Source organism: Acidovorax sp. GW821-FHT10E04, from assembly GCF_059415185.1.
The window spans coordinates 23,549-45,375 of record NZ_JBWKMT010000004.1; the positions used below are offsets into that span (position 1 = coordinate 23,549).

The 21,827-nt window shown below is 58.6% G+C and carries 15 protein-coding genes and 1 tRNA gene; 13 read left to right on the top strand and 3 right to left on the bottom strand.

Annotation, left to right across the window (positions count from 1 at the left end; all coding sequences use genetic code 11):
- The first annotated feature begins 8 nt into the window (after window positions 1–8).
- The 10 genes from AC07OC_RS13615 (at window position 9) to AC07OC_RS13660 (ending at window position 15,899) form a co-directional block, all read left to right on the top strand.
- On the top strand, window positions 9–2,861 hold the full coding sequence (locus tag AC07OC_RS13615) for a hypothetical protein (RefSeq protein WP_494601483.1): 2,853 nt from the start codon (window positions 9–11) through the stop codon (window positions 2,859–2,861).
- 4 nt (window positions 2,862–2,865) lie between these two features.
- The gene (locus tag AC07OC_RS13620) at window positions 2,866–3,942 is read left to right on the top strand and encodes a hypothetical protein (protein WP_494601485.1); all 1,077 of its coding nucleotides are present in this window, start codon (window positions 2,866–2,868) and stop codon (window positions 3,940–3,942) included.
- Window positions 3,943–3,953: 11 nt separating this feature from the next.
- Window positions 3,954–9,497 (top strand): DEAD/DEAH box helicase, encoded by a 5,544-nt coding sequence (locus AC07OC_RS13625; RefSeq protein WP_494601487.1) that lies wholly within the window; start codon window positions 3,954–3,956, stop codon window positions 9,495–9,497.
- A 423-nt stretch (window positions 9,498–9,920) separates the two neighbouring features.
- A complete protein-coding gene (locus AC07OC_RS13630) occupies window positions 9,921–10,925 on the top strand; it encodes a PD-(D/E)XK nuclease domain-containing protein (protein ID WP_494601489.1) in 1,005 nt (334 codons plus the stop codon).
- Complete coding sequence (locus AC07OC_RS13635) at window positions 10,918–12,051, top strand: hypothetical protein (protein ID WP_494601491.1); 1,134 nt, start codon at window positions 10,918–10,920, stop codon at window positions 12,049–12,051. Before AC07OC_RS13630 ends, AC07OC_RS13635 begins: the two co-directional genes overlap by 8 nt.
- A 32-nt stretch (window positions 12,052–12,083) precedes the next feature.
- Complete coding sequence (locus tag AC07OC_RS13640; RefSeq protein ID WP_494601493.1) at window positions 12,084–12,734, top strand: hypothetical protein; 651 nt, start codon at window positions 12,084–12,086, stop codon at window positions 12,732–12,734.
- A 742-nt stretch (window positions 12,735–13,476) separates the two neighbouring features.
- A complete protein-coding gene (locus tag AC07OC_RS13645; RefSeq protein ID WP_494601495.1) occupies window positions 13,477–14,178 on the top strand; it encodes a hypothetical protein in 702 nt (233 codons plus the stop codon).
- 143 nt (window positions 14,179–14,321) lie between these two features.
- Window positions 14,322–14,711 (top strand): type I restriction endonuclease subunit M, encoded by a 390-nt coding sequence (locus tag AC07OC_RS13650; protein ID WP_494601497.1) that lies wholly within the window; start codon window positions 14,322–14,324, stop codon window positions 14,709–14,711.
- On the top strand, window positions 14,701–15,444 hold the full coding sequence (locus AC07OC_RS13655; protein WP_494601499.1) for a hypothetical protein: 744 nt from the start codon (window positions 14,701–14,703) through the stop codon (window positions 15,442–15,444). Before AC07OC_RS13650 ends, AC07OC_RS13655 begins: the two co-directional genes overlap by 11 nt.
- Complete coding sequence (locus AC07OC_RS13660; RefSeq protein WP_494601501.1) at window positions 15,441–15,899, top strand: hypothetical protein; 459 nt, start codon at window positions 15,441–15,443, stop codon at window positions 15,897–15,899. The genes AC07OC_RS13655 and AC07OC_RS13660 overlap by 4 nt, the downstream gene beginning before the upstream one ends.
- 23 nt (window positions 15,900–15,922) lie before the next feature.
- Here AC07OC_RS13660 and AC07OC_RS13665 read toward each other — a convergent pair whose 3' ends face one another.
- Window positions 15,923–16,345, bottom strand: a complete 423-nt coding sequence (locus AC07OC_RS13665; protein ID WP_494601503.1) for a helix-turn-helix domain-containing protein — start codon at window positions 16,343–16,345, stop codon at window positions 15,923–15,925.
- Window positions 16,346–16,467: 122 nt separating this feature from the next.
- Between AC07OC_RS13665 and AC07OC_RS13670 the strand changes: the two genes are divergently transcribed.
- The 3 genes from AC07OC_RS13670 to AC07OC_RS13680 are packed head-to-tail and all read left to right on the top strand — an operon-like array spanning window position 16,468 to window position 19,843.
- Entirely contained in the window at window positions 16,468–17,589 is a 1,122-nt protein-coding gene (locus tag AC07OC_RS13670; protein WP_494601505.1) for a hypothetical protein, read from the top strand.
- A 38-nt stretch (window positions 17,590–17,627) separates the two neighbouring features.
- Window positions 17,628–18,671: a dienelactone hydrolase family protein gene (locus tag AC07OC_RS13675; protein WP_494601507.1), complete on the top strand. Its 1,044-nt coding sequence runs from the start codon at window positions 17,628–17,630 to the stop codon at window positions 18,669–18,671.
- Window positions 18,668–19,843 carry a serine hydrolase domain-containing protein gene (locus AC07OC_RS13680; RefSeq protein ID WP_494601509.1) on the top strand — a complete coding sequence of 392 codons (1,176 nt, stop codon included), beginning with the start codon at window positions 18,668–18,670 and terminating at the stop codon, window positions 19,841–19,843. Before AC07OC_RS13675 ends, AC07OC_RS13680 begins: the two co-directional genes overlap by 4 nt.
- 230 nt (window positions 19,844–20,073) lie before the next feature.
- Here AC07OC_RS13680 and AC07OC_RS13685 read toward each other — a convergent pair.
- Both AC07OC_RS13685 and AC07OC_RS13690 read right to left on the bottom strand, forming a co-directional pair.
- Window positions 20,074–20,163: transfer RNA gene (locus AC07OC_RS13685), tRNA-Ser, on the bottom strand.
- A gap of 214 nt (window positions 20,164–20,377) precedes the next feature.
- Complete coding sequence (locus AC07OC_RS13690; protein WP_494601511.1) at window positions 20,378–21,691, bottom strand: IPTL-CTERM sorting domain-containing protein; 1,314 nt, start codon at window positions 21,689–21,691, stop codon at window positions 20,378–20,380.
- Window positions 21,692–21,827 lie beyond the last annotated feature (136 nt).

Sequence of the window (21,827 nt, forward strand, 5' to 3'; positions counted from 1 at the left end):
GCCGTCGCATGAAGTCCACGTTCTTGGAAGGTCTGCAAGCGAAGCTTGAGCGCCATTTTGAGCGGCTTGCGTCGGAGCGGCGGGACGTTGGGCTTCCTCTATTCGCACTCGAGCACGGCCTCGACAAGGAGCAGGTTTCAGAGCTCGCGGCCGGCCTACGTCGGCATATCTCGTTTGGGAATCGACTGAATCCCATCTGGCTCGTTTGTGTAGTCTATGCGACCGAGATGGGCTACAACTTCGACGGCGAGGAATACTGGCAGTCCTTTGAGCGCCGGACGCCGCAATGGAAGCAAGAAATTGGTCGTCGAAACCTGTTACGCAGCTTCTTTGAGAGGTTTGAAGCCAAATTTGGAGGGGTATCTCCCTCGGGTCCTTGGGCTCGGCAGTTCTCCATCATCGCTTGGCCGATTACGCACGCTGTGCTCCCAAAAGACCTCCAATCGCAGATTGCGCGAACTCTGTTCGATTCACGGAATGAAATTGCAGAAGCTGCAGACCGTCCGGCATCTGTTCTAGGGGCACTCGTGGCGCGCTGCGCCGAGTGGCCGTCCTCTCGGTTTCGGAACTTCCTCGAGCAAGAAGAGTTGACGGGCCATATCACTAGGGCTCTGCTTTTTCCAGATGACGATGACGTGGGTGCGGTACTGACGACGAAGACGCAAGCTCGCATCATTGCTGACCTCGAAGCATCTTGGGAGGCGAAGTCCTGGCTGAGGGAGGCCAGGAAGGTCGCAGGTGAAGTACGCATTCGCTTAATGTTTAGGCGAGCGGCCGACGTCTTGAAAGGGCGCAGACCGGACGGTCCAGACGCGCGGGAGTCTGCAGAGGTTGCCTGCGTAACGCCCAAGGTGCTCATGAGAAATCAGGCCGGCAAGTGGCAGGCGTTCGTGGAAATTCCTACATTCGCTGGATGGGCTCGGTCAAATCAAGGTATTGACGGATTTATCCGCCGCTCGCGATGCAAGGTCGCCGGAGGGGAGGACATTTGGCGGAGCAAGCGTTGGTTGCTTTTCGGCGCGCAACAGTGCCGAGTCCTTGAGTGGCCAAATGCTGGAGCCTCCTGGCTTAGATTTGAAGAGTGGGAGGAAGGGACGGTCCGCGCAATTGATGACGCGTGTCGAGTCCAACCCAAGCCCTGGCTCTTCAAAGTTGATGACGACGGATGCGCCTTTCAAGCAAAGTGGAAGAACGTCCGGCCCGGTTCAAAGTACCTTGTCATCCATTCGTCGATGTATGAGGAATGTGAGCATCTGTCCCCAGTTCCAATGGATGTCAAAGGAGGTTTCGGATACCTCCTAAGTGTTCCGGCCCAAGCCACTGATTCCTTAAGCAAATGCCTCAGTCTGTTAGGGCTTTCAACTGCAAAAATGCTAAAGGTCTGGCCGGCCGGGCTACCTCCACTTGGCTTCGGCCGGGACGACCTCCTCGAATGGTCTGAGCAACATCCGCTCACGCTCGGCATTGAGCACGATGAGACCTGCGAGTCGTTCACGTTGCAATTGGACGGCAAGAGCTCAGCATTCCCAACCGGGGGGCGCACGGTCTCGTTCGTTGGGCTCGGAAAGCTCGCAATCGGCGTTCATCAGGTCACCATCGCGGCATCATATAGAGCACCAAACGGAAAGGCCGATGTACGGCCCCAAGCGAGCCAGCGAGGGTTCTCCATCGTCGTCCGTTCACCCATCTCCGGTGCAAGCAGTCGTGTGCATGCGCCCGTCTTGGTTGTGGCAACGGACCCCCATGAGCCTAGTCTGGATTCAATAATGTCAGGTGCTGCTGCTTGCACCGTTCATGGGCCACGCGGGATGGCGGTCGATTTTCATTTGAAGCTACTAAGCGGCTCTGGTGATGCTATCCACAGTGAGTTTCTCGGAACGTTGGCGCTGCCGGTGAATCAGTCGGACTGGGGTCAATTGGTTAAGCGTCGCGACCATGCTGATGTAGTCAATGAGGCCTATTTCAAGGCGAACGCTGGGCTGCTGGTCGTGGATGCGCATGCTCTCGGCAAAGCTAGCGTCGCCCTCAAGCACGCCATGTCGCCCGTCCGTTGGCACGTTTCTCGGGTATCGAAGCGAGTCCGGCTGAGCGTCGTTGATGACACGGACCACTCCCACCCTGTCCATGCGTATCGCGCCTGCTTTCAGCGACCTTCGTGCAGAAGCGACTCGTGGGATGGAGTGCACGAGCTCGATGTTGAAGGTGATGGCGGCCTCTATGTCGTATCGGTAAATGGCCACCGAAGCTCGGTTGTAGTCAATGCCCCGCCCGCCAAACTATCCTGGGACGACTGGACGCACAGTGCTCCAAAGCTGTCAGCCCACCTTACCTGCGCCCAAGAAGTTGGCGAGCTTCTCTGCTGGATTCGAGACTGGACGGACGCTAGGCTTGTTGGACCGCTTGCTGAGCACCGCCGAAACTCGGTTTTACGGGAGATGCACCGCCAACTCGTCGCCTCAATGTGCGATGTAGCGTGGTCACGGCTTGAACTGAATTTCCTGGACTCGAGCGGTTCAATCGAGGCGCAAGAGTCGCTTGAAGCATCTGTATGGCGTGGACGCAACCCTTCCTTCGCCATCGGCATTGGGCGGAACGCTCGGTCCATCATCACGGATTCATTGGACGAGACCTGCGAGAAGTTTTTGCAACATGTAGGTCCATACTCAATTTGCAGCGACCAACGCCTTTGCAAGTTAGCGCTCCGGATGGCCGTGGCCCCTCATCGATTTGCGGACTGGGCGGGCAGCGGGGCGTGCGCGCAGATTGACGAATTGGTCAATCAGAAGACCTTGCTCAAGGCTGCCCGCCTTCTAGCTTTGCTTAACGGTCCGCGTCGTCTACTCGCTGCTCGGAACTGGTGAACAAATGACCATGACCTTGCTAACTGCAGATGCGGTGGTCGCGGAGGCGAGAAAGGGACTTGGCCTCCCGGCCGTCGCCGCAAGCGTCGCGGTAGACGACACCTTGCTTGCTCAGGTACTTCGGGCGGTAGCGTGGTCGCATTGTCCCTGTCAGCCCTTCATCCTTATGAGAGAGGCTGAGCGCCATTTGAACGGACTAGTTCCGCCTGCGACGGATTTGGCAGACAGACTTTCCGCAGTCCTCGAGGCACTCATCGCGACTGGAGACCTTGTCGAGCCGGGTCAGGTCACGCAGGCTGAATTCTTCTCACGTGGAGTCCTGTTCCCTGCGCCTCCATCGTTCGCGATGCTCTCTCAGGATGTAGCCCAACTTTTTGGGCTCTCGAATGAAGGGGGTTGGTGCAGCCTCCCTGACCTACATGGCCGAGTCGGCTATGACGGGGCATCGCGGCGCATCGTGGCAAAGCCTGGGGAAGAGCTTGCTGCCAAGCTACGCGCAGCGGGGCTGCGCGAGTTGTCAGTCAAGGCATGGCTGAAGGAGCCGCCAACCGTCTCCGCCGCTGACCTGCTTTCTGCGGCGTTGGCGAAGATGAAGCTGGCCGAGCCTGGAGATGCCATCGGCGCTGACATGGAGGTCTTCGTGGCGGGCGGCAGCATCTATTCGAAGTGTTGGGTGCGGCCGTCGTGCCAGTCGGGCAACTTCATCGCGAAGCGGGCAAAGGCCTTTGGCGCTGCACAATGGATGTTGGTCTCACTTGACGCCGGGCGGCCCCTGCGCCTTGCGCACCTGCCATCGCCGGGAAGTTCATTGCGTGCGTGCGACGAAGCTTGGCGCCTTCAACTCGCCAAGGACGCGGTTGACGGAAGGCCACAGGCGTTCCGCCTGACCCTGCCGGGCAAATTCGCCCACTTCGATTTGACGTTCCCAATTCCGCAGTGGGCGCATCGCCGCATGCTGGCGTTCGGCCGGCAGGTACCAAGTCGAAAGTGCATCTGCAGCTACGACATTTCAGAGGGCCTGGTGGCCGAAGCCTCGAGCTTTCTGGAGCAGCAGCTCTGGATGAAAAAGACAACGAGTTGAGGGAGAGCGCATTGAGTTCAACGATTCACGAGACCATCGAGCAGCTTCACGTATCGCTCAAGGATTACATTGAAGCCACGTACCACATCGCGGACCCGAAGCTAATCAGCCAACGGCGAAGTCTCCTCGACTTGCCCGGCGTAATCCACCAGGTTCCCTACCTTGAATCGACACCCAAGTACCGCTCGGGGCGAAATTTTCGTGAAATCAAGGGTCTTTCTGCGGGTGCAAGAGAAGCGTTCGAGCTGTTGTCTACTGCTAGCGAAGGCCAGCCAAAGGTAATTCACGACCCTGCATACACGCATCAGGTCAAGTCAATTGCTTCGACTCTGGTCGAAGGCAGAAATCTCGTCATCATGACGGGCACGGGCTCTGGCAAGACGGAATCTTTCTTGCTTCCAATTCTGGGCAAGCTGGCGCGCGAAGCTTCTGAACGACCGAAGGTTTTTGGGGAACAGCATGCGATGCGGGCGCTCGTCCTGTATCCCATGAATGCACTGGTCAATGACCAACTTGGTCGCATGCGGGCAATGTTCGGCGACCCTCGTCTTGCGGACCTGTTCGTCAAGTGGTCGGGAAGACCGGCAAGATTCGCTCGATACACGAGTCGCACTCCCTATGCTGGTGTCCGTTCGCGGAAGAAGGACCAGACCCGGCTGAAGTCATTTGAAGAGTTCTATGTGGACCTCGAGCGAGCGACGAAAAATGCCAATGACCCAAAGCACGAGTTGGCTGTTGGACTGAAAAACGAGCTCAAGTCCCGGGGGAAGTGGCCGGCTAAGCCGGACTTGGTGGATTGGTTCGGAGCAAAGAATTCTCTTTGGGAAGATAAGGACAAGAAGCCACTGAGGGCAGTAACCAAACCTTTTGACGTTGAGCTTGTCACAAGGCATGAGGTGCAGTCCGCTCCGCCAGACCTGCTTGTGACGAACTATTCGATGCTTGAGTACATGCTCATGCGGCCAATCGAACGGGCGGTGTTCGACAAGACCGCAGAGTGGCTGAAGCGGAATCCGAATGAGACCTTCCTGGTTGTTCTGGATGAGGCGCATCTGTATCGGGGCGCACCTGGGGCAGAGGTTGGTCTTCTACTCCGTCGCCTGCGGGCACGGCTTGGGATTGGCGTTGAGCGACTGCAGGTCATTTGCGCGACCGCAAGCTTTGACGACAAGAACTACGCCCCCTCGTTCGGGGCGCAGCTCTCCGGCGCACCGTCGGACTCCTTCGTGCCGATAACTGGAGACCTTGCGACTGCTGAGTTTGCGACCGTTGGTTCAGAGGCCGACGCCAAGATTCTTGCGGCCGTCGACTTGGATGCCTTCTATGGCGCGCCGACTCTTCGCAAACTTGCGGTAAAGAGGTTGCTGACATACCTCGGTACTGAGGAGTCTAATGATGTCGAGCGCGACCTTTTCAATGCCTTGGCTGAGTTTCCTCCGCTTGGGCAGTTGATAAACCTCACCATGGGAAATGCGACGCCGCTAGAAGAATTAGGCGGGCTAGTGTTCCCTGGAGTGGCAGAGGATATTCGCGACCGAGCCGTGACGTCGCTTCTCGCACTTAGTAGCGTTGCTAGGCCAACGGCATCCGCTGCCGGTCTATTGCCCTGCCGAGTTCACAACTTCTTCCGAGGGCTGCCAGGACTATGGGTTTGCCTGGATGCCGCTTGCAGTGAGCTCGAGGAAGACGAACGCAACGGTAGTTGCGGGAAGCTGTACGCGCAACCTAGGGAACGCTGCGGTTGCGATGCTCAAGTGCTCGAGTACTTCACTTGCAGAAACTGTGGCTCTTCCTATGCTCGAGGTTACACGGACAACGTTGAATCCCCGCGCCATCTTTGGAGTCACGCGGGGAGCAAGCTCAAGCTGAATACTGGCGAGGTTGAACCTTTGTTCCCGCTGGACTTGCTGCTCGAGACGGAGCCGCTGAAGACCGACGTGGTCGAGCTAAAGACGCTCGACCTGGTGACGGCTGCGCTGGACCCAAACAATGGCGGTTCTCGAACTCGAGAGGTCTTTCTGAGGAAGGACAGAAGTTCGGGTGCGGCGGACGAGGACGGCAATCGTGACACACGCGTAGAAAGCAGGGGGCAATTTGTACCGTGCGGAATGTGCGGCGGCTTTGCTGCGTTCGGTCATTCGACCGTGCAGGACCACCAGACAAAGGGTGACCAGCCATTCCAGACTCTTGTCGCCCGCCAGCTCCACGTGCAGCCGCCAGGCCAGCAGGAGGGAAGTGCCTTTGCTCCATTGCAAGGGCGCAAAGTGCTTGCGTTCTCAGATTCACGGCAAGTTGCAGCAAGACTCGCGCCGAACTTGCAGATGTACTCCACGCGAGACGCCCTGCGACCAATGCTCGTATTGGGCTTTGAGCGTCTGGGAGCTGTCGAGGCTATTCGACCGAAGCTTAGTCTAGATGATGCATACTTGGCGGTGCTGCTCGCAGCCGCAACCAGAAACGTCAGATTGCGACCGGAGTTGATTCCGGGGGAATCAATTACGGCCGTCGACACGGTGCGGGCTGCCATCAGGGCAGATGGAAGCATCGATGACGAAGCCCTATTCGACCTGTGGATTGATATGAAGGCGAACAAGGCGCCTTCTTCGCTGCTCGAAGACATCTACAAATCCCTGTTCGATAAGCACCTAGGCCTTGAGCCGTTGGCGTTCGCTTCTCTCTCGTTGAGAGGAGACAAGCTAAAGAAGCTCTCCGAGCTTCCGATGATTGCAGGCGTCGCTGAGACTTCCAATGAGAAGCTCGAGCTCGTAGAGGCGTGGCTGCGCTGCTGGTGGCGGGCATCCAGCGGCGGAGTTTGGATGCGCGATATGCCGCAGCTATGGTGGCAGCGGCCAAAGTCCTCCGGAACATCGGTTCAGTCGCACAAGGGAAGTTTTGAGCCTCTGAAGAAGTTCCTGAATGACAAGAACTCGGTCAAGTGCTTCACGAATGAATGGCTGCCGAAGCTAATGGCCGAACTTACGGAGCAGGTCGAGGCGAGTCAGCGTCGAATCCTTGCCAGCAATTTAGCACTGAGATTTGGTGGAGCCTGGCAGCGTTGCGCTACTTGCACGTCGGTTCATCGACCTGTCTCAAGACTGCATCGCTGCCTTGACTGTGGCAGTAGTCGCGTCTCCGTACTGGACCCAGATTCGGATGAGGCGTTCATAGCCCGAAAGGGAAACTACCGCAAGCCCGTCATCGAGACCAAGGCTGGAGCGCCGCTACTTTCTCTCATCGCTGCCGAGCACACAGCTCAATTGAACTCGGCAGGTAGCGAGGAGGCGTTTTCTCGAGCGGAGGAGCATGAGCTGCTCTTTCAAGACGTTGAACTGGTCTGGAACGACATCATTCAGAACCCGACGGCAATCGACGTCCTTTCGAGTACGACCACGATGGAAGTCGGTATCGACATCGGCGCGCTTTCAGGCGTTGCACTGAGGAACATGCCACCCGGTCGGGCCAACTATCAGCAGCGCGCGGGCCGTGCAGGTCGTCGTGGAAACGCGGTGGCAACGGTGGTCTCGTTCGGAAGTGCCGACAGCCACGATGAACACTATTTCTCCAATCCTCAAGCGATGGTTAGTGGCAGCGTTGTCGACCCCAAGTTGGCTCTGGCCAATGCCGATATCGCTCAACGTCATGTGCGCGCGTTCCTTCTACAGTCGTACCATCAGGCGCGGGTTCTCCAGGTGAATCCTGGGGAAGCCAACGACCTTTTCTCGGTCCTCGGCACGGTGCATGACTTCAAGTCAGATACAGGTCGATTGAATCGCCTGGACTTCGAGGCATGGCTCGGCGAGAACAAGGGGCGCTTGCAAGAGTCACTTCGCGACTGGCTGCCGGTTGAATTGGGCGACCTTAAGGAGAGGCTTGTGACCAGCATGGCCGAGGACTGTCTGGAAGCAGTCGACACAGCAATCGCCGACGATGAAGCATCAAGGAACGAGAGGGAGTCAGAAGAGGAAGGTGACGTCTATGCCGGCGAGAACGGGTTTGAGGAAGGTGAGGAGCGTCCAACGGTCGGTTCGGCGCCCGCCACGCTCTTGATCCGGTTGCTGTACTTCGGAGTGCTCCCCCGGTACGCGTTCCCGACAGACGTTGCGACTTTCACTGTTTTCGATGAACGCTCAAACAGCTTCAGGCATATCGCTAGGTTCTCGCCGAGCCAGAGTCTACCAATTGCACTGTCTCAGTACGCGCCTGGTAAGGAGGTGTGGATTGCGAACAAGTGCTACACCTCTGCGGCGGTCTACTCGCCAATACGGTCTGAGCGGACGAAGGCATTCAAGGAGCGAATGACTTATAGGGAGTGCCGCACCTGCGGCTTCGCCGAGACGAAGGACGTCTCGATAGTTCCGAAGGGCACAGTTAGCGACTGCATCGCCTGCGGCGGCACAGAGACTTTTGGGCCGGCCCAGTATTGGATGCGCCCCCCAGGGTTCGCCCATCCGTACAATCGCGCTCCAGTCACGTCACCTGACGATTCGCCGGATACGGCCTATGCGACTCGTGCAAAGCTGATGATTCCGACGCCTGCTGAGACTGCGGCGTGGCTCGATGTCAACGAGCGCGTTCGGGTCTATGCGTCGCGTCTACACCTGCTGGTGTCGAACACTGGACCAGAGAAGAAGGGGTACACCTATTGCTCATGGTGTGGATGCATAGAAGCTGACACAGACCCAGCCCCAAAGCTTCGGGGTCAGCACACCAAGCCATACCCGGACGATGAACCGGTCTGCGATGGTGCGCGCGCGACGAAGAACTTGGTTCTTGGGACAAAGTTCATTACCGACGTGGCGCTGTTCTCGCTCCGCCTCACCAAGCCCTTGGAATTGCGGCCTGGAACCTACCCAACAAACGTGGCGCTTCGGACCGCATGCGAGGCATTGGCAAAGGCTGCCGCCTCAATGCTTGGCGTAGAACCTGGGGAGGTTTTGGCCGAGTACCGGCCGGCAATCACGGAGGACTCGCTTGATCGCGAAGGCCTTCAAGCGGAGATATTCTTGTACGACACGCTGCCCGGCGGTGCAGGGTTCTCTAGGCTGGCGTCATTGGAGGCACCGCGCCTCTTGTCGCTTGCCCTAGATGCAGTCCGGAACTGTCCTGGGGGCTGCGATTCGTCCTGCTATCGATGCCTCAGGAGCTTCAAGAACAAGATTGAGCATCGGCTTCTCGACCGCCATGTGGGCGCGGAGCTTTTGGGACATCTCCAGACGGGTGACATCCCTGGCTTTGATGCAGCGCGGATTAGCGCTGCCACCGGCCTACTCATGAGTGCGCTGGCCCAACAAGCTGACGGGGAGACATACGAGGGGAACGTAGTCGTGCCTAATGTCGGAACCGTTCCATTGGTGGCAACTCGCGCAAACGGAAGCAGGGTGGCCGTCCTTTTAGCGGCGCCGCTGTCGGGTGAAATCCCGTTGGATGAGGGGATGTTCGAGAAGTTGAAGTTGAGTGGAGCCAGTGGCTGGACTGTCGTCGTGGTTAACGAACTGCTCGTGCGCCACCACCTGCCAGCTGCGTGCCAGCGAGTAAGAGACGAAGTAGTGGCCTGACTGACACCAAGCAAAGCGCGGCTGACATCTGCTTCGCCGGGCTCCTGTCGAAGAACGGGGCCGATTGCCTCGCCCGCCAACATAGGCAGGGGCGCGATGTGTACTATGCGTCAGGGCCTTCGCGGTGGGCTACCGCGCGAGCGGTTTAGTCCTTAGGCTGGTTCCGGCCACTCAATGAGCATGAATTGAGTGACCGTTTTGACAACAATCGGACTGTGTCGATTGTTCGTCGAAGTTCGCATCGCGTTTCACCTGCGGAGTTCTATATACCTACTAAGATGGTCACCGCGCTGGTCAGGCCGCGTCTACTCGACCTAAACCGACCGGCCTCCCTCGGACCGGGTCTCTTAAGATCCCCCGCAGGGGATTCGCCACCAGAACGCAAAGGTAGAGGGCGTAGCGCTCATCAGGGAGAACAGCTGAATGGGAGAGACAGCGAACATAGCTGCGATTGCAGAGAGGCTTTCAGGGGAGCTCTTCGCAGAGTTTTTCTGGAAGCGCACGGGCCCCATGAATGAGAACTGGGCCTGCGAGAAGCCGGAGCATCACAAGGTCAAGACTCACCCCTCGGACGTGGTTTTCTACTACGACGAGCCTTACGCAAAACAGCGTACCTACGTCAACTGTGACCTGAAGAGCTACGCTACGTCGTCAATCACGACGCCGGCGCTTCGAGGCGCGTTGGAGAGCCTAGCGAAACAGGTTACTTGTGCTGAAATCAGCTCGGAGTGGCGTGCGAAGTACATCCACAGTGGCGTGACACCCGTCGTCAGCGGCCTGCTCTTCGTCTACAACCACGACGGTGAGTACGACAAGGATTTCAGGCAGCACCTGAAGGCTGTTCAGCAGGCTGCCAAGCTGGAACTGCCGCGGGGCTCCAAGTTGGTCGTTCTTGGACCAGAGGACATCTTCTGGCTCGACAACGTCCGATATGAAATCTGCCAGATGCGAGGCCGTCGTACGGGCGCTCCACCTCTGCCGGACCCTGAGCATTGCAAGTATTTCTACCCGCAGCTCGTTCGAAGGAAGAACCTACAACTGGACCACGCTAAAGCCGCTACGTTGGAGATACTCACATCTAGGCTCATCGTCCTAGAGTACAGCCGTCCGAGCGCGCCCGACCACAGGGGCTTTGTGCTCTTCTACAGAGGTAAAGGAGCCTTCGCTGAGGAGTTTACCTACCTGTTTGACTACCTTCGTCATTTCCAGCTCCTGCAGGAAAACATCGGCATAGAGATTAAGATGCTTGATGCATCGCCGCTCGCACCTGCGATGTTTCAGAAGGCGGTTCAGTCTTATGTTGACGGATTGTCGAACGGAGACGCGAAGTCGCCCTTGGCTGAACGTGTGGCTGCGATTAACTGTAAGCGCATAACGCAGGTCCTAACGAGGTTCTCTGACTTGGAACTGGGGATGGACTATGAGTGAGTACCTGAACCAGTTCTTTGCAACCGACAAAGATATCTTCGATTTGCTCGCGTCCGCAAAGCAGAAGCTGACGGAAAATGTCCTCCGTGAAATTGCGCGGGAACGTGGCATCTTCTATTCGCCGAACGACTCGCGTGAAGACCTGGCAGACGCGCTGTCACTGCTGCCCTTCACGTTGAACGAGCTGGTCGGCCTGATGGACAGGCGTGAAACCTCACGCCGAAACGAGAAAACAACCACCATCATCTTGGATGCGAAGATCGAATCAGATGACATCAAGGCGGCCATCAAGGAGTACCAAGAGGAAGTTGGCCCAACTGAGAAGGTCGATTCGCACCTCAAGGGAGCGAACGAGGTGGTCCTCAACGTTGAGTACGACGAGATGGACTACTCCAGGACGCGGCTCATTCAGCGCCAGCGGCATGACGCCACTATCCAGTTCGTGCAGCAGAACGGCAAGACCTTAGTCCGCCTCCCAGCCTCCGAGAAGTCTCAGCGCATCGTCGAGAACCTGACGAGCCGAATCGAAAGCCATCGGAAGGCAGTGGTTCCTCGGGAGACCATAGAGCTGGACCCAGAGTTTGGCGCTGACGAGCGCACAGCCTTTTTCACTCGGTTAATGTCTGAGTTGCCTGGATACAAGTTGAAGGGTGTTACGAACCTGCGCATTTCGCCGAGTAAACGCTCCGACTCCGAAACGGACGAGGACGAAGACCTCGACGATGATGAGCGTGAAGACGCAAGTAGAGAGATGCTAGTCATCGTCAGGAGCATGGCGCTCACTGGCGAGAACTTGATGGCCTCCGAGGAGTATCAGGCCCTGCGCAAGCGCGGCTTCTTCATTACAGCTATCACCTGGCGCGCCGACCAGACTTCGATTCCCTACGACGCCCCGCATCTGCATGCTGAGTTCGCGGATGGCGAGGCCGGCACTGGGTTCAAGTACTCAGTAAGAGGCATCTACCGCTTCCAAGAGGGCTTCTACACCAAGACTGCGCGGCCGGCCGATGATGTGGAGCGAGAGAAGCTTTACGGCCTGCTTGAGGCCACCGCTCGAAAGGTTCTGTCTGAACAGCGCATGGCACGGGTGCAGACCGCGAGCTCTACAGGGGCGGGCGGCTCATGACGAGGTACCGCTGGCTGCAAGCCGAGTGGCCCATGGCCACCCGAACCCTCGCTAGGCGCATACGTCAACAGGAATTCATCGAAGGCCGAGCAAGCGGGTTCATCCTTGACCGTGTTCGGGATGATTCGCTGGAGGCCAGGTTCGTTGAGCGCTACGAATACACCGAGACGGTCTCGGATCCGTACGGCAAGGAAATGACGTTCGATCGACTGGAGTTCCGGCAGACCGCTTTCAGAGCTCACCAATACTGGCCGGGCCTAGAGCTTCTGGATGCATCGAGGTCAACACAGAGCTTGGTCAGTGGCCTGCTGGAGGCCTGCGACTTCGAACTGTCCATTTCGCCCATCGAGGTAAACGTCTTGGCGTGGGCCGAAGAGTTCCAACGGATGCTCGGTGCAGATGCTGTGATTGACTCGTTGCAGGTAGCAGCGCTCATGGTGGCGGATGGGGTCAAGGCAAAGGTCTTGCTGAAAGGTGAACGGGACGTTCGAGCCGCGTGCAAGGAACTGGTCCAGGGGCGAAAGCACGTCCTTGAGAAACTCCAATTGCGGGTGGTTGTCGGGGGAGCCAGGACCACGGTTGTACTCACCAATGCAGCGGGGGCAAGGGTAGACGGGAGTGATGTCCCCGCAGAGCTTGTCGACAACCTGCGGGTTTCGTTACCCTCAACGGTGCGCACCTGAAGGTAGGTCCTTACTTTGCTGGCCTCGGATTACCCAACGCCAAGGTGAACACCCAATCAGAGTTGGGCAACTGCCGCTTTCTGGGCTTGCCTGATGGACTGACAGCGGTCATTAGAGCCGACAGCAGTCAGCTTGCCGTCGCCGGCCTTCCGTCGGTGGCAGCAACCGCTGCACTGCCGCCGTTCATCGCATCAAGTTGATGGCCAACAACCGGTTCTTCTGCGTCATCCATCGGGACCACTCAACTTCGCATCCGGCTGAATGACTTATTTAGTGTTCCCAAGCAGTTTGCAGACGACTTTGGCGGTGCGAAACCGGCGCACGGTAGTCCGTTTCAGATCGAAATTTGCTCAAATTTTTAAGCTCGCCAGTGCCTTTCGACGCCACCAGATATCTAGCGCACTGATTGAGCGCGAAATCAGCATTTTGAAGGTTGCTATACGACCAATTTGATTGATTTGACGTCAAATCTGCTCAAATCTTGAATTATTATATCTTATTTGATATAAAATATCAAAAAATAAGCAAATTTTCTGAATAAAGAAAATTTGAGAGCAGTTGCCGTGCGTTTAAGCCAGTTTGTGGCTTGTTTCGCAGTGATTTTCTCGCCTCGCCATTGCTGCATTTGCAGCACCAGCGGAATGTTCTGCTCGGCCGAATTCCAGGCAATTTCCCACGCCATCGTAGCCCCTTGTTGACCCGCTGGTCGAGGCGGTCGGCGTGCCTATGTCCGGAGAAACCCATGACCAATGAAGCCACCTGTAGTGCGGCCTTCGGCCGTCACCAGATGGACCGATTGCTGCATCGGATGGGGAAGTTGCTTCCCCTGTGGCTGAACGGCCCAGACCTGGCTCGGGAATGCCGTGGATTGGAGCGACTGTGTTGGCGTGAACTTGGCCACTCGCAGCAGCCGATCTTTGATGGGGATCTACCGTCGTTCTTAATGGTGGATGCCGAAGGTCATCCCGTCGATTTGTCGAACCCCATGAACCCAGCAGAAATGGCGGTTCGGATGGCTGCGGCGGAGCCATCGCCACTACCTGCAGCGTCACTCGTTGGCACGAATCTCAATGCGCTGAATCGCCTGCTGAACCTCACGCTCTTCGAGTGCCAGTGGCTGCTGTGGTCTTACTGCGTTCGGCGTTTTGGCCGTGCGATCTTGCCGGTGATTCCGTTGCGTCATGACCGGCATGCCTATGAAGTGCTGGCGCTACTGACCGACATGCCAATGGGCGCTGTTCGAGATGCCGTGGCATCGCGCCGGTTGCACGCATGGGGTTTTCTCGATGACTGTAGCGCTGATGGCGCGATGCACTCCGAGTTTAGCGGCTGGCTGTCGGCCACTGACGAGTTTGCAGGCTGGATCGAGCAGCCCTACGCGACAGACTCTGATCTGCTGACCGCGCTGTTCCAAGCGCATGTTTCATTGACGGCCTCTCGCTGAGGCTTCTTCTCTCTTCGGCTGCTGGCCTGCGGCCTCGCTGATTTCTCTCGCTCGCGTTTTCTATCCGGTACTCGTTTGCGGAGGACTACGCACGCCCGTTTGTTTTCACCGTTTTGTTTCGTTCCCTAGCCAAGGAGATTTCCATGACCACAACACCCGATTCCAGGTCCAAAGCGACGGCTCCAAAGCCGACCGCGACAACCATTATCTACTCCAATAGCGCCCGGTTTCCGCTGGGTCAGATCGTCGCTACGCCCGGGGCTTTGGAACTACTCCAGAGGGCCGGCTTCAGCGCGGCCGCTTTGATCAGCCGCCACGTGCAATGCGACGGCGGCGATCTTTGTGAAGAAGACCGCACCGAGAACGAATTTGCCGTCACGCGCCACCTGCGGATTCTGAGCTGCTATCGGCTGGTGGATGCAGCGCGGCTGGCTGCAACGCCCAAAGAAAAACGCTCTTCGCTCCCCACGGTATGGATCATCACCGAGGCTGATAGAAGTGTCACCACGCTGCTTCGTCCAGATGAGTATTGAAATGCCCAAAGCGATACCAATGAATCGCCCGGCTGTGTCCTATCGGTTCCAGCGAGTGCATCCAGCTCTGATCACCGGACACACCCTCACGGTGAAGGCTCAGCGTGCAGAACCTATCCAGCCCTTTGTACAGCAGTCACAGCTCGATAGTGCCTGCGGGGTGCATGTCATCACGGCAATTCTCAGCATCACAGCGCTTGCAAAGCCAAGTGCGCTCGTCAACATGAGCCGCAGGCAGCACGGAGTCGCGGCCGCAGTCTGGGGAGCATTCGGCGACACATACTTTTCAGGGGTCTATGCGCCGGATTGGGTGGAGCGCTTCGACAGTCTTGGCTTGCCCCTGGAACTCACGGCGAAGTACGGCCCCCACGACGCTGTGGATGCCCATGTGCTCGACTGGTTGATGCAAGGCTCGCTGGTGGCGCTGGTGCTGCATTCTGTGCGGCATGCACGCACCAAGCATTGGACCCTGGCGGTAGGGGCGGAAGGAGCCTTCGTGGAAAAGCGACACCAGGTCGATACCGTGCTATTGCTCGATCCTGCAACGGACAGCCCCGCGTTCGCTCCGCACAACGCTCGGCTGCGGCTTAAAGGCCATGCCGTGCCGAAGCGACCAGCCAAGTCCGAGAAGGCCGGCAGACCGCGTCCGATGACTTGGCTCTACGAATCGCTGGCCTGGCACCCAGAAGAGGTGCATCTGCAGGCTGCGGTGCGCGTGCGAAGGACGCCATGACGGTCAATCGGCGCCAATGGCTGAAGATGCTGGCGCTGTCCGGCATACCCTCTCCCGTACCAGGCTGTTTAGCGCAAGTCCACCAAGATTTGTTGGCCGCGACGGAGCTAGATGCCATGCCTGCTTTGGACTGGGGTGATCTGCGTCATGCACTGGCCGAATGGGGGCACTCGCCTTGGAGCTTTGTCGTCACCGGCCGCAGCCGTGATTTACGGACCATGATCAATGACTGCTGCGATGCCATTGCGCAGCACCAGAAGTCAAGGCATCTGACGACGGCTATCGTGGTGCTGCGCGGCGGTAGTCACCGGCTGCAGTTGCAACATTGCGCAGCGGTCTCCAGCGCTATCAATAGTGCATTGGGCTCACGCACGACCAACCTGTGGTTTGCTGCGGCGTGTGACCCGGCCCTGGTGGATGCGATGCGGGTGACGGTGGTGATTGATGGAGACTGAAACTCAACACCATTGCAGAGAGGTTAATGCGTCGATGAGCGCTTCTGTTTTCCAGATGAGGAGGCTTGTTTGCCTTGACGCGCGTTGCTACTGGCCGCTACGTCTTCCACGGCCGGATCATCTAGTGATGGCGGCTCTGGCAAATGCTCCACCAACTTGCGTATTGCGTTGCGCTCTGTCTTGGAGGCTTGGCTGTACTTGAACAACAACGATGCCACATCGTCCTCAGGCGCATACAGAAATGCCGTAGTGACACCGAGCACCCGAGCCAAGTTCTGCGCAGTCAAGTAGTCGGGCTTGTGGATGCCGAGTTCATAGCGATTGATGCGTGTGCTTGCGACGAACTCATCGATACCAGCCTGAACGCCCAGTTGCTTCTGGGACAAGCGCACAGCCAAACGTGCTTGCTTCAGCCTTGAACCCCATTGCCTATCCGCGTCCGACATTCGCAGCCTCAAAAGGCTACGAGACTCGTAGCTTTTGTATCATTCAGATACTACGAATTTCGTAGTCCAAATTCGCGCAAGCGATACGAGCAAAAAGACAAATCTCACAACAGAGAGGTCCCATGAAGTACACAGCCCTCAGCGCTTCTGCGCTGGTAATCCTGCTCGCTGGATGCGGCGACAAGCCCCCCTCTTGCGCGGACCCGGCCACCGTGTCACTCGTCCAGCAGATTTACCAGCAGAGCTTTGACAAGGAACACGCGAGCATGAGCCCGGAGCGTCAGCGTCGCGTGCAGTTCACCAGCAAGGACACCAAAGTCACCTTGGAGGCCATCACCACTGCTAGCACTGATGAGGCAACGGGCAAGAAGACATGCTCTGCGGTTTTGACCACGGCGATGCCAAAAGACGCAATCCCCACCGATCAGCAGACGCTCAATCACCTGCGTGGCACTTACGAGCCGCAGGGCGCCGCGTTGGATGGCAACACGGTCAGAGGCAACGTGACCTACACCGTGCAGCGCACGGAAGACAGCAAAGAGGTTCTGGTCAAGCTCACAGGTCATCTACCGTTCATGGGCCTGTTCCACGATCTGGCGCTGCTGAGGGTGTTTGATAAGAGCGAAGCCGAGTTTGACCAGATGACAGGTGCTGCACCGAAAGCCGCTGAAGCCAAGACCGTAGAAGCACAGTCGGTTGCGCAACAGGCTCCGAGCGCTCCGCCACCAGTAGCACCTGAGACGCCTGCGGCCGTACAGCCAGCCGAAGCACAGGCACCTGCTGCAGCTATCGCCGCAGCTCCTGCAGGCACCGTGCCGCATCTGTGCACGACTTCGGAGACGCCCATCTTCGCGTGTTCTACCGGCAAGAAACGCGCTTCGGTCTGCAGCAGCCGCGATGGTGCAGCCGAGCAGTTGGTGTACCGGCTCGCACCATTGGAGGGCGCGCCAGAGATGGAGTATCCAAGCGCCGGGGCTGCTGCGGCTGCGGCCTTCCAGCACGGCGTGCAGACAGCGCCAGATGGTAGGCCGGTGATCTTTGTGTCGTTCGACAAGGGTAACTACCGCTATGTGGTCTATGCAGGCGAAGGTGCCGAATCTCCACGCCGGGGAGTTCTGGTGGAGCAGAGTGGCAAACGGATTGCCGATCTGCGCTGCCAAAGCGATGCGATGTCCAGCTTTAGCACCGTGCAGTTCCAGAAGACGGGGCTGAGCCAAGACAGCCGGGGCCTCTCGCTGCCCTGAGCCGACACAACACGTCGGTAAAAAACAAAGGTCCAAAAATGACAACAAAAGTTTGGGGTCGATCATCAATCGCGGCGACCATGGCCGCGTGTCTTGCAAGCGCAGTCGCTGCCACACCCCTCGCCGATCTCAGCGGCGGTCAAACAGGCCGCATCGAGTTCACCTCGTCCACGCCCGCTCACCGATGGGCCCTGATCCGTGGCCGACTGGGACCTGAGGTCACGGTCTACGGCGATCTGCTGATGCCGACCCAGCGGGCGGATGGCAAGGTGCCAGCGGTGGTGTTTTCGCACGGCAGCGAGGGCGTCAGCAGCGTCTATTTCGATGTATGGGTGAAGGCGCTCAACAACGCTGGCTATGCCGTGTTCGTCGTGGACAGCTTCAAGCCGCGCGGCGAGGACCGCGTAACTGGCCCCACCAAGCAGTTGACCTGGAACACCATGGCCAACACCACGGATGCCCTGTATGCGCTCAAGTTGCTCGCAACCCATCCGCAGATTGACGGCGGCCGCATCTTCCACATGGGCTGGTCGCGTGGCGGGCAAGCGTTGCTGGATGCCGCCTGGCCGACCTACCAGCAGCATGTGCTTCCTGCCAATGTGAAGTGGGCTGGCGGCGTGGCGGTCTATCCCGGCTGCAACATGCGCTACCGGGTAGATCAGCACAGCAAGCTACCGGCTCCGATCTTGATGGTGCTGGGCGAGAAAGACGATATGACCCCAGCCAAGCCCTGCATGGAGTTGGCCGACGAGTACGCAGCAGCAGGCCACCCGGTCAGCTACAAGGTTTATGCCGGTGCTACGCATGTCTTCGACCGGCTCAACCAGCCCTGGAAGAAATACAACGAAGGCAACTTCAATCTCTGCTCCATAGACGTGCGCATGCCCTACGGCGCCAATGACCGCAGCGGTTGGGGCCCCGCGCATGACAAGGCATCGGGGAAGACGTTCACCGACGACAAAGAGTGGAACGCCTATATGCCGAAGTGCAAGCAGACCTCCTGGATCACGGTGGAGAGCAACGACAAGGCACGCGAACAAGCCGTGAAGGACGTTCTGGCATTCCTGAAAGGTATCCAATGAAGCGCGACACCAAACACTCCCTGCGGCTGATGGCGGCCGCTGCACTGGTCTTCTGCGCGCAGGCCATCGCGCAAGTCACACCCGTGGCTGACGGCGGTGCTGCCGCGCCGGACGAATGGCTGCTGGCCAAAACTGGCCCGCGTTGGTTCCAAATCACGCAGCCCAGCCCCAACCCAAGCACGCTCAACACCCGCGCGCCATCGGCAGGAGAAAAGGCCCTCGTGGACCGTGCCCGTGCCCTGGTCGGCCAACGGCCCGCCAAGGCCTTTGCGCTGATGGACGGCAACACCATCGTGTACTCCGCGTTCAACGCCCCGGCCGACTCCGAATCCCTGTTCTTCGGCATGTCCATGGGCAAGACGGTCACGGCTATGGCAACGGGACAAGCCATTTGCGCGGGCAAGCTCACGCTGCAGTCCAAGGCCGGTGACGTACTGCCGGAACTGCAGGGCAAAGCGCTGGGCAACGCCACAGTGCACGACCTATTGCGCATGGCATCGGGTGCGGCCGAGCAGAACGGCGACAGCACTATCTGGACGCCAGAGCAGACCAAGGATTGGAACCAGGGCTTGCTGAATCTCGCGGAGTTGATTGCGACAGATCGCATTGCCAAGGCTGCGCGCGGTGCGTTCTCGGAATACAAGCCCGGTGAGGTGTTCGCATACAAGTCCACAGACCCCATGACACTCGGCCTCATGGTGAGCCGCGCAACCGGCATGCCACTGAGCCAGTGGATTCAAGAACAGGTGCTCAACCCCATGGGGGCAGCGCACCCGGGGCTGTACTCACAAGATCGCGCCAAAAACGGGCTGGGAGACTCCGGCATGCGACTGCGCATGGAGGACTGGATGCGCTTCGCGGTATGGGTCAAGGAGTCGTCCAAGAAGTCGGATTGCTTTGGCGGCTTCGTGAAGGCCGCGATGGCCAAACAGATCGGCAACGACCGTAATCCAGCAGCCCGCAAGCATGGCCGGATGTTCGGAGGCTACGGATATTTGCTCTGGACCGAAAACACTACCGCACCTGGCACGGCATGGGCCACTGGATGGGGTGGTCAACGCATCGGCTGGAACTACGGCAACGACCGTATGGTGGTGGTGTTCTCCAGTCGAGAGGCGTGGATACCGGAGGTGTATGAGCTGGCGCGGGATTGGGGCAACGCTCGAAATTAAGTAGTGATCTGGCGGTTGGCACTCAGGCCGCGCTCACCAAATGGCAGTGGCTTTGGCGGAAGGGCTCGGTGCTGCTCTGCGCAAGATCAAAGTCACCCAATGTCCAGCGCCGCCCGACCATGTACAGCTACAGCCAGCGCTGGAGTATGGTTAGAAAGATGGCTTGAAAACAAAAAAGCCACCTCACGGTGGCTTTTCGCTTTCTAATTCAACAGCTTAGAAATTTTTACTGGCGGAGAGGGTGGGATTCGAACCCACGGTAGTGTTGCCACTACGCCTGATTTCGAGTCAGGTACATTCGACCACTCTGCCACCTCTCCTGTGTGTCGAAGCCTGCGATTATAGCAAGGTTTTCAGGGCCTTCGCGCGGCAGTGCTACCCAGGGGGGCGGTACCTCGGGCACCGTTGCGCTGCCGTCCGCCTGCTGGTAGTTTTCCAGCACCGCCACCAGCGTGCGGCCCACGGCCAGACGGGAGCCTCTGAACTCTGGAGCGATGGGTAGGCTGCTGGGTAGGTGCTGGAGCGAAGCGGCTATCAGGCAGTGCGGCGCCGCATCCTCGCTAGCCCAAACATGGCCAGCAGTGCGGACAGGCCAACCAAGGCCCACTCGGTTAGGGTGGGGATGGAGGCTGGCGACACGGGTACAACAGCAACAGCCGTCACCACTGTGGCAAGGTTGTTGGCGGTATTCGTCTCCCCACCACCAGAAACCTGGGCGCCATTGGTGACCGAAGCGGGTGCATTGGCCGCGATATCCACAGTCAATGTGATGGAGGGATAGCTCGCGCCCGCACTCAGCGGATCGCTTCGGGTGCAGGTCAGCGTCGCGAGCGTGCAGGCCCAGCCAGCGCCCGCCAAGGCTGTTGCACTCAGCCCAGGAGGAAGGACATCGGTCACGGTGACTGCGCCGCTCGTCGGGCCCACTCCGCCATTGGATGCAGTGATCGTGTAGGTGGCGCCTGTCTGCCCCTGGCTGAACGGGCCATTGGCCGGCATGGCCACGGTCAGATCCGGTAGCAACGGAATGACTGTCGCAGGATCGGTAGCCGTGTTGTTGGCTGCATTCACATCGCTGCCTCCTGTCACCGTAGCAGTGTTGGTCACGCTCGCTGGCGCATTGGCCGCGACATTCACGGTCAAGGTGACGACGGGATAACTCGCGCCTGATGCCAAGGGATCTGACCGAGTGCATGTGGCAGTTTGGCCCGCAATGTTGCAAGTCCAGCCGGTTCCTGAAGCGGTAGTCGGTGTCAATCCTGCAGGCACAGTATCGGTCAGCGTCACGAGGCCTGAGGTGGGCGAGCCGCCAGTATTGGATACCGTCAATGTATATGCGGCGCCAATCTGGCCTTGCGTGAAATTGCCTGTATGGCCTTTGGTGAGCACAAGATCGGGGCCCGCCCCGATGGTTGTCACATCCAATGCGGAATTGTTCGAGGAGTTGATATCCCCGCCCCCTGCAACCGTCACGGTGTTCGTCAGGGACGGGGGCGCTGCCGGCGACACATTCACGGTCAAGGTGATCGGTGGATAGCTTGCGCCAGCGGCGAGCGGATCGCTGCGGGTGCATGAGACAGATTGGACCACGATGCTGCAGACCCAGCCAGCACCCGCTGCCGCTGTGGGAGTGAGTCCGGCAGGCACCGTGTCCGAGACGGTGACTGCACCCGCACTGGGCGCACCCCCGGTATTGGACACCGACACGGTATAGGTGGCCCCCACCTGTCCTTGCAAGAAGCTCCCGGCATGGCTCTTCGAGACAGTCAGATCCTGAGCATAGGCCGAGGACAGAAAAGCTCCGGCGGCCAGAACGAGGAGAGCTGCGATGCGGCGGCGAAAGAGCATCATGGTTTTGATCCCGTACAGTCCAAGAAGCGTTTCATTTGACACAGCGCATCCACGCTGCCTGCGTACCTGTGGCGACACGCCTGCGATTGCAGTTGCATCGCCCCCACGGTCAGTGAGTCTCGCATGTGCCCGGCCT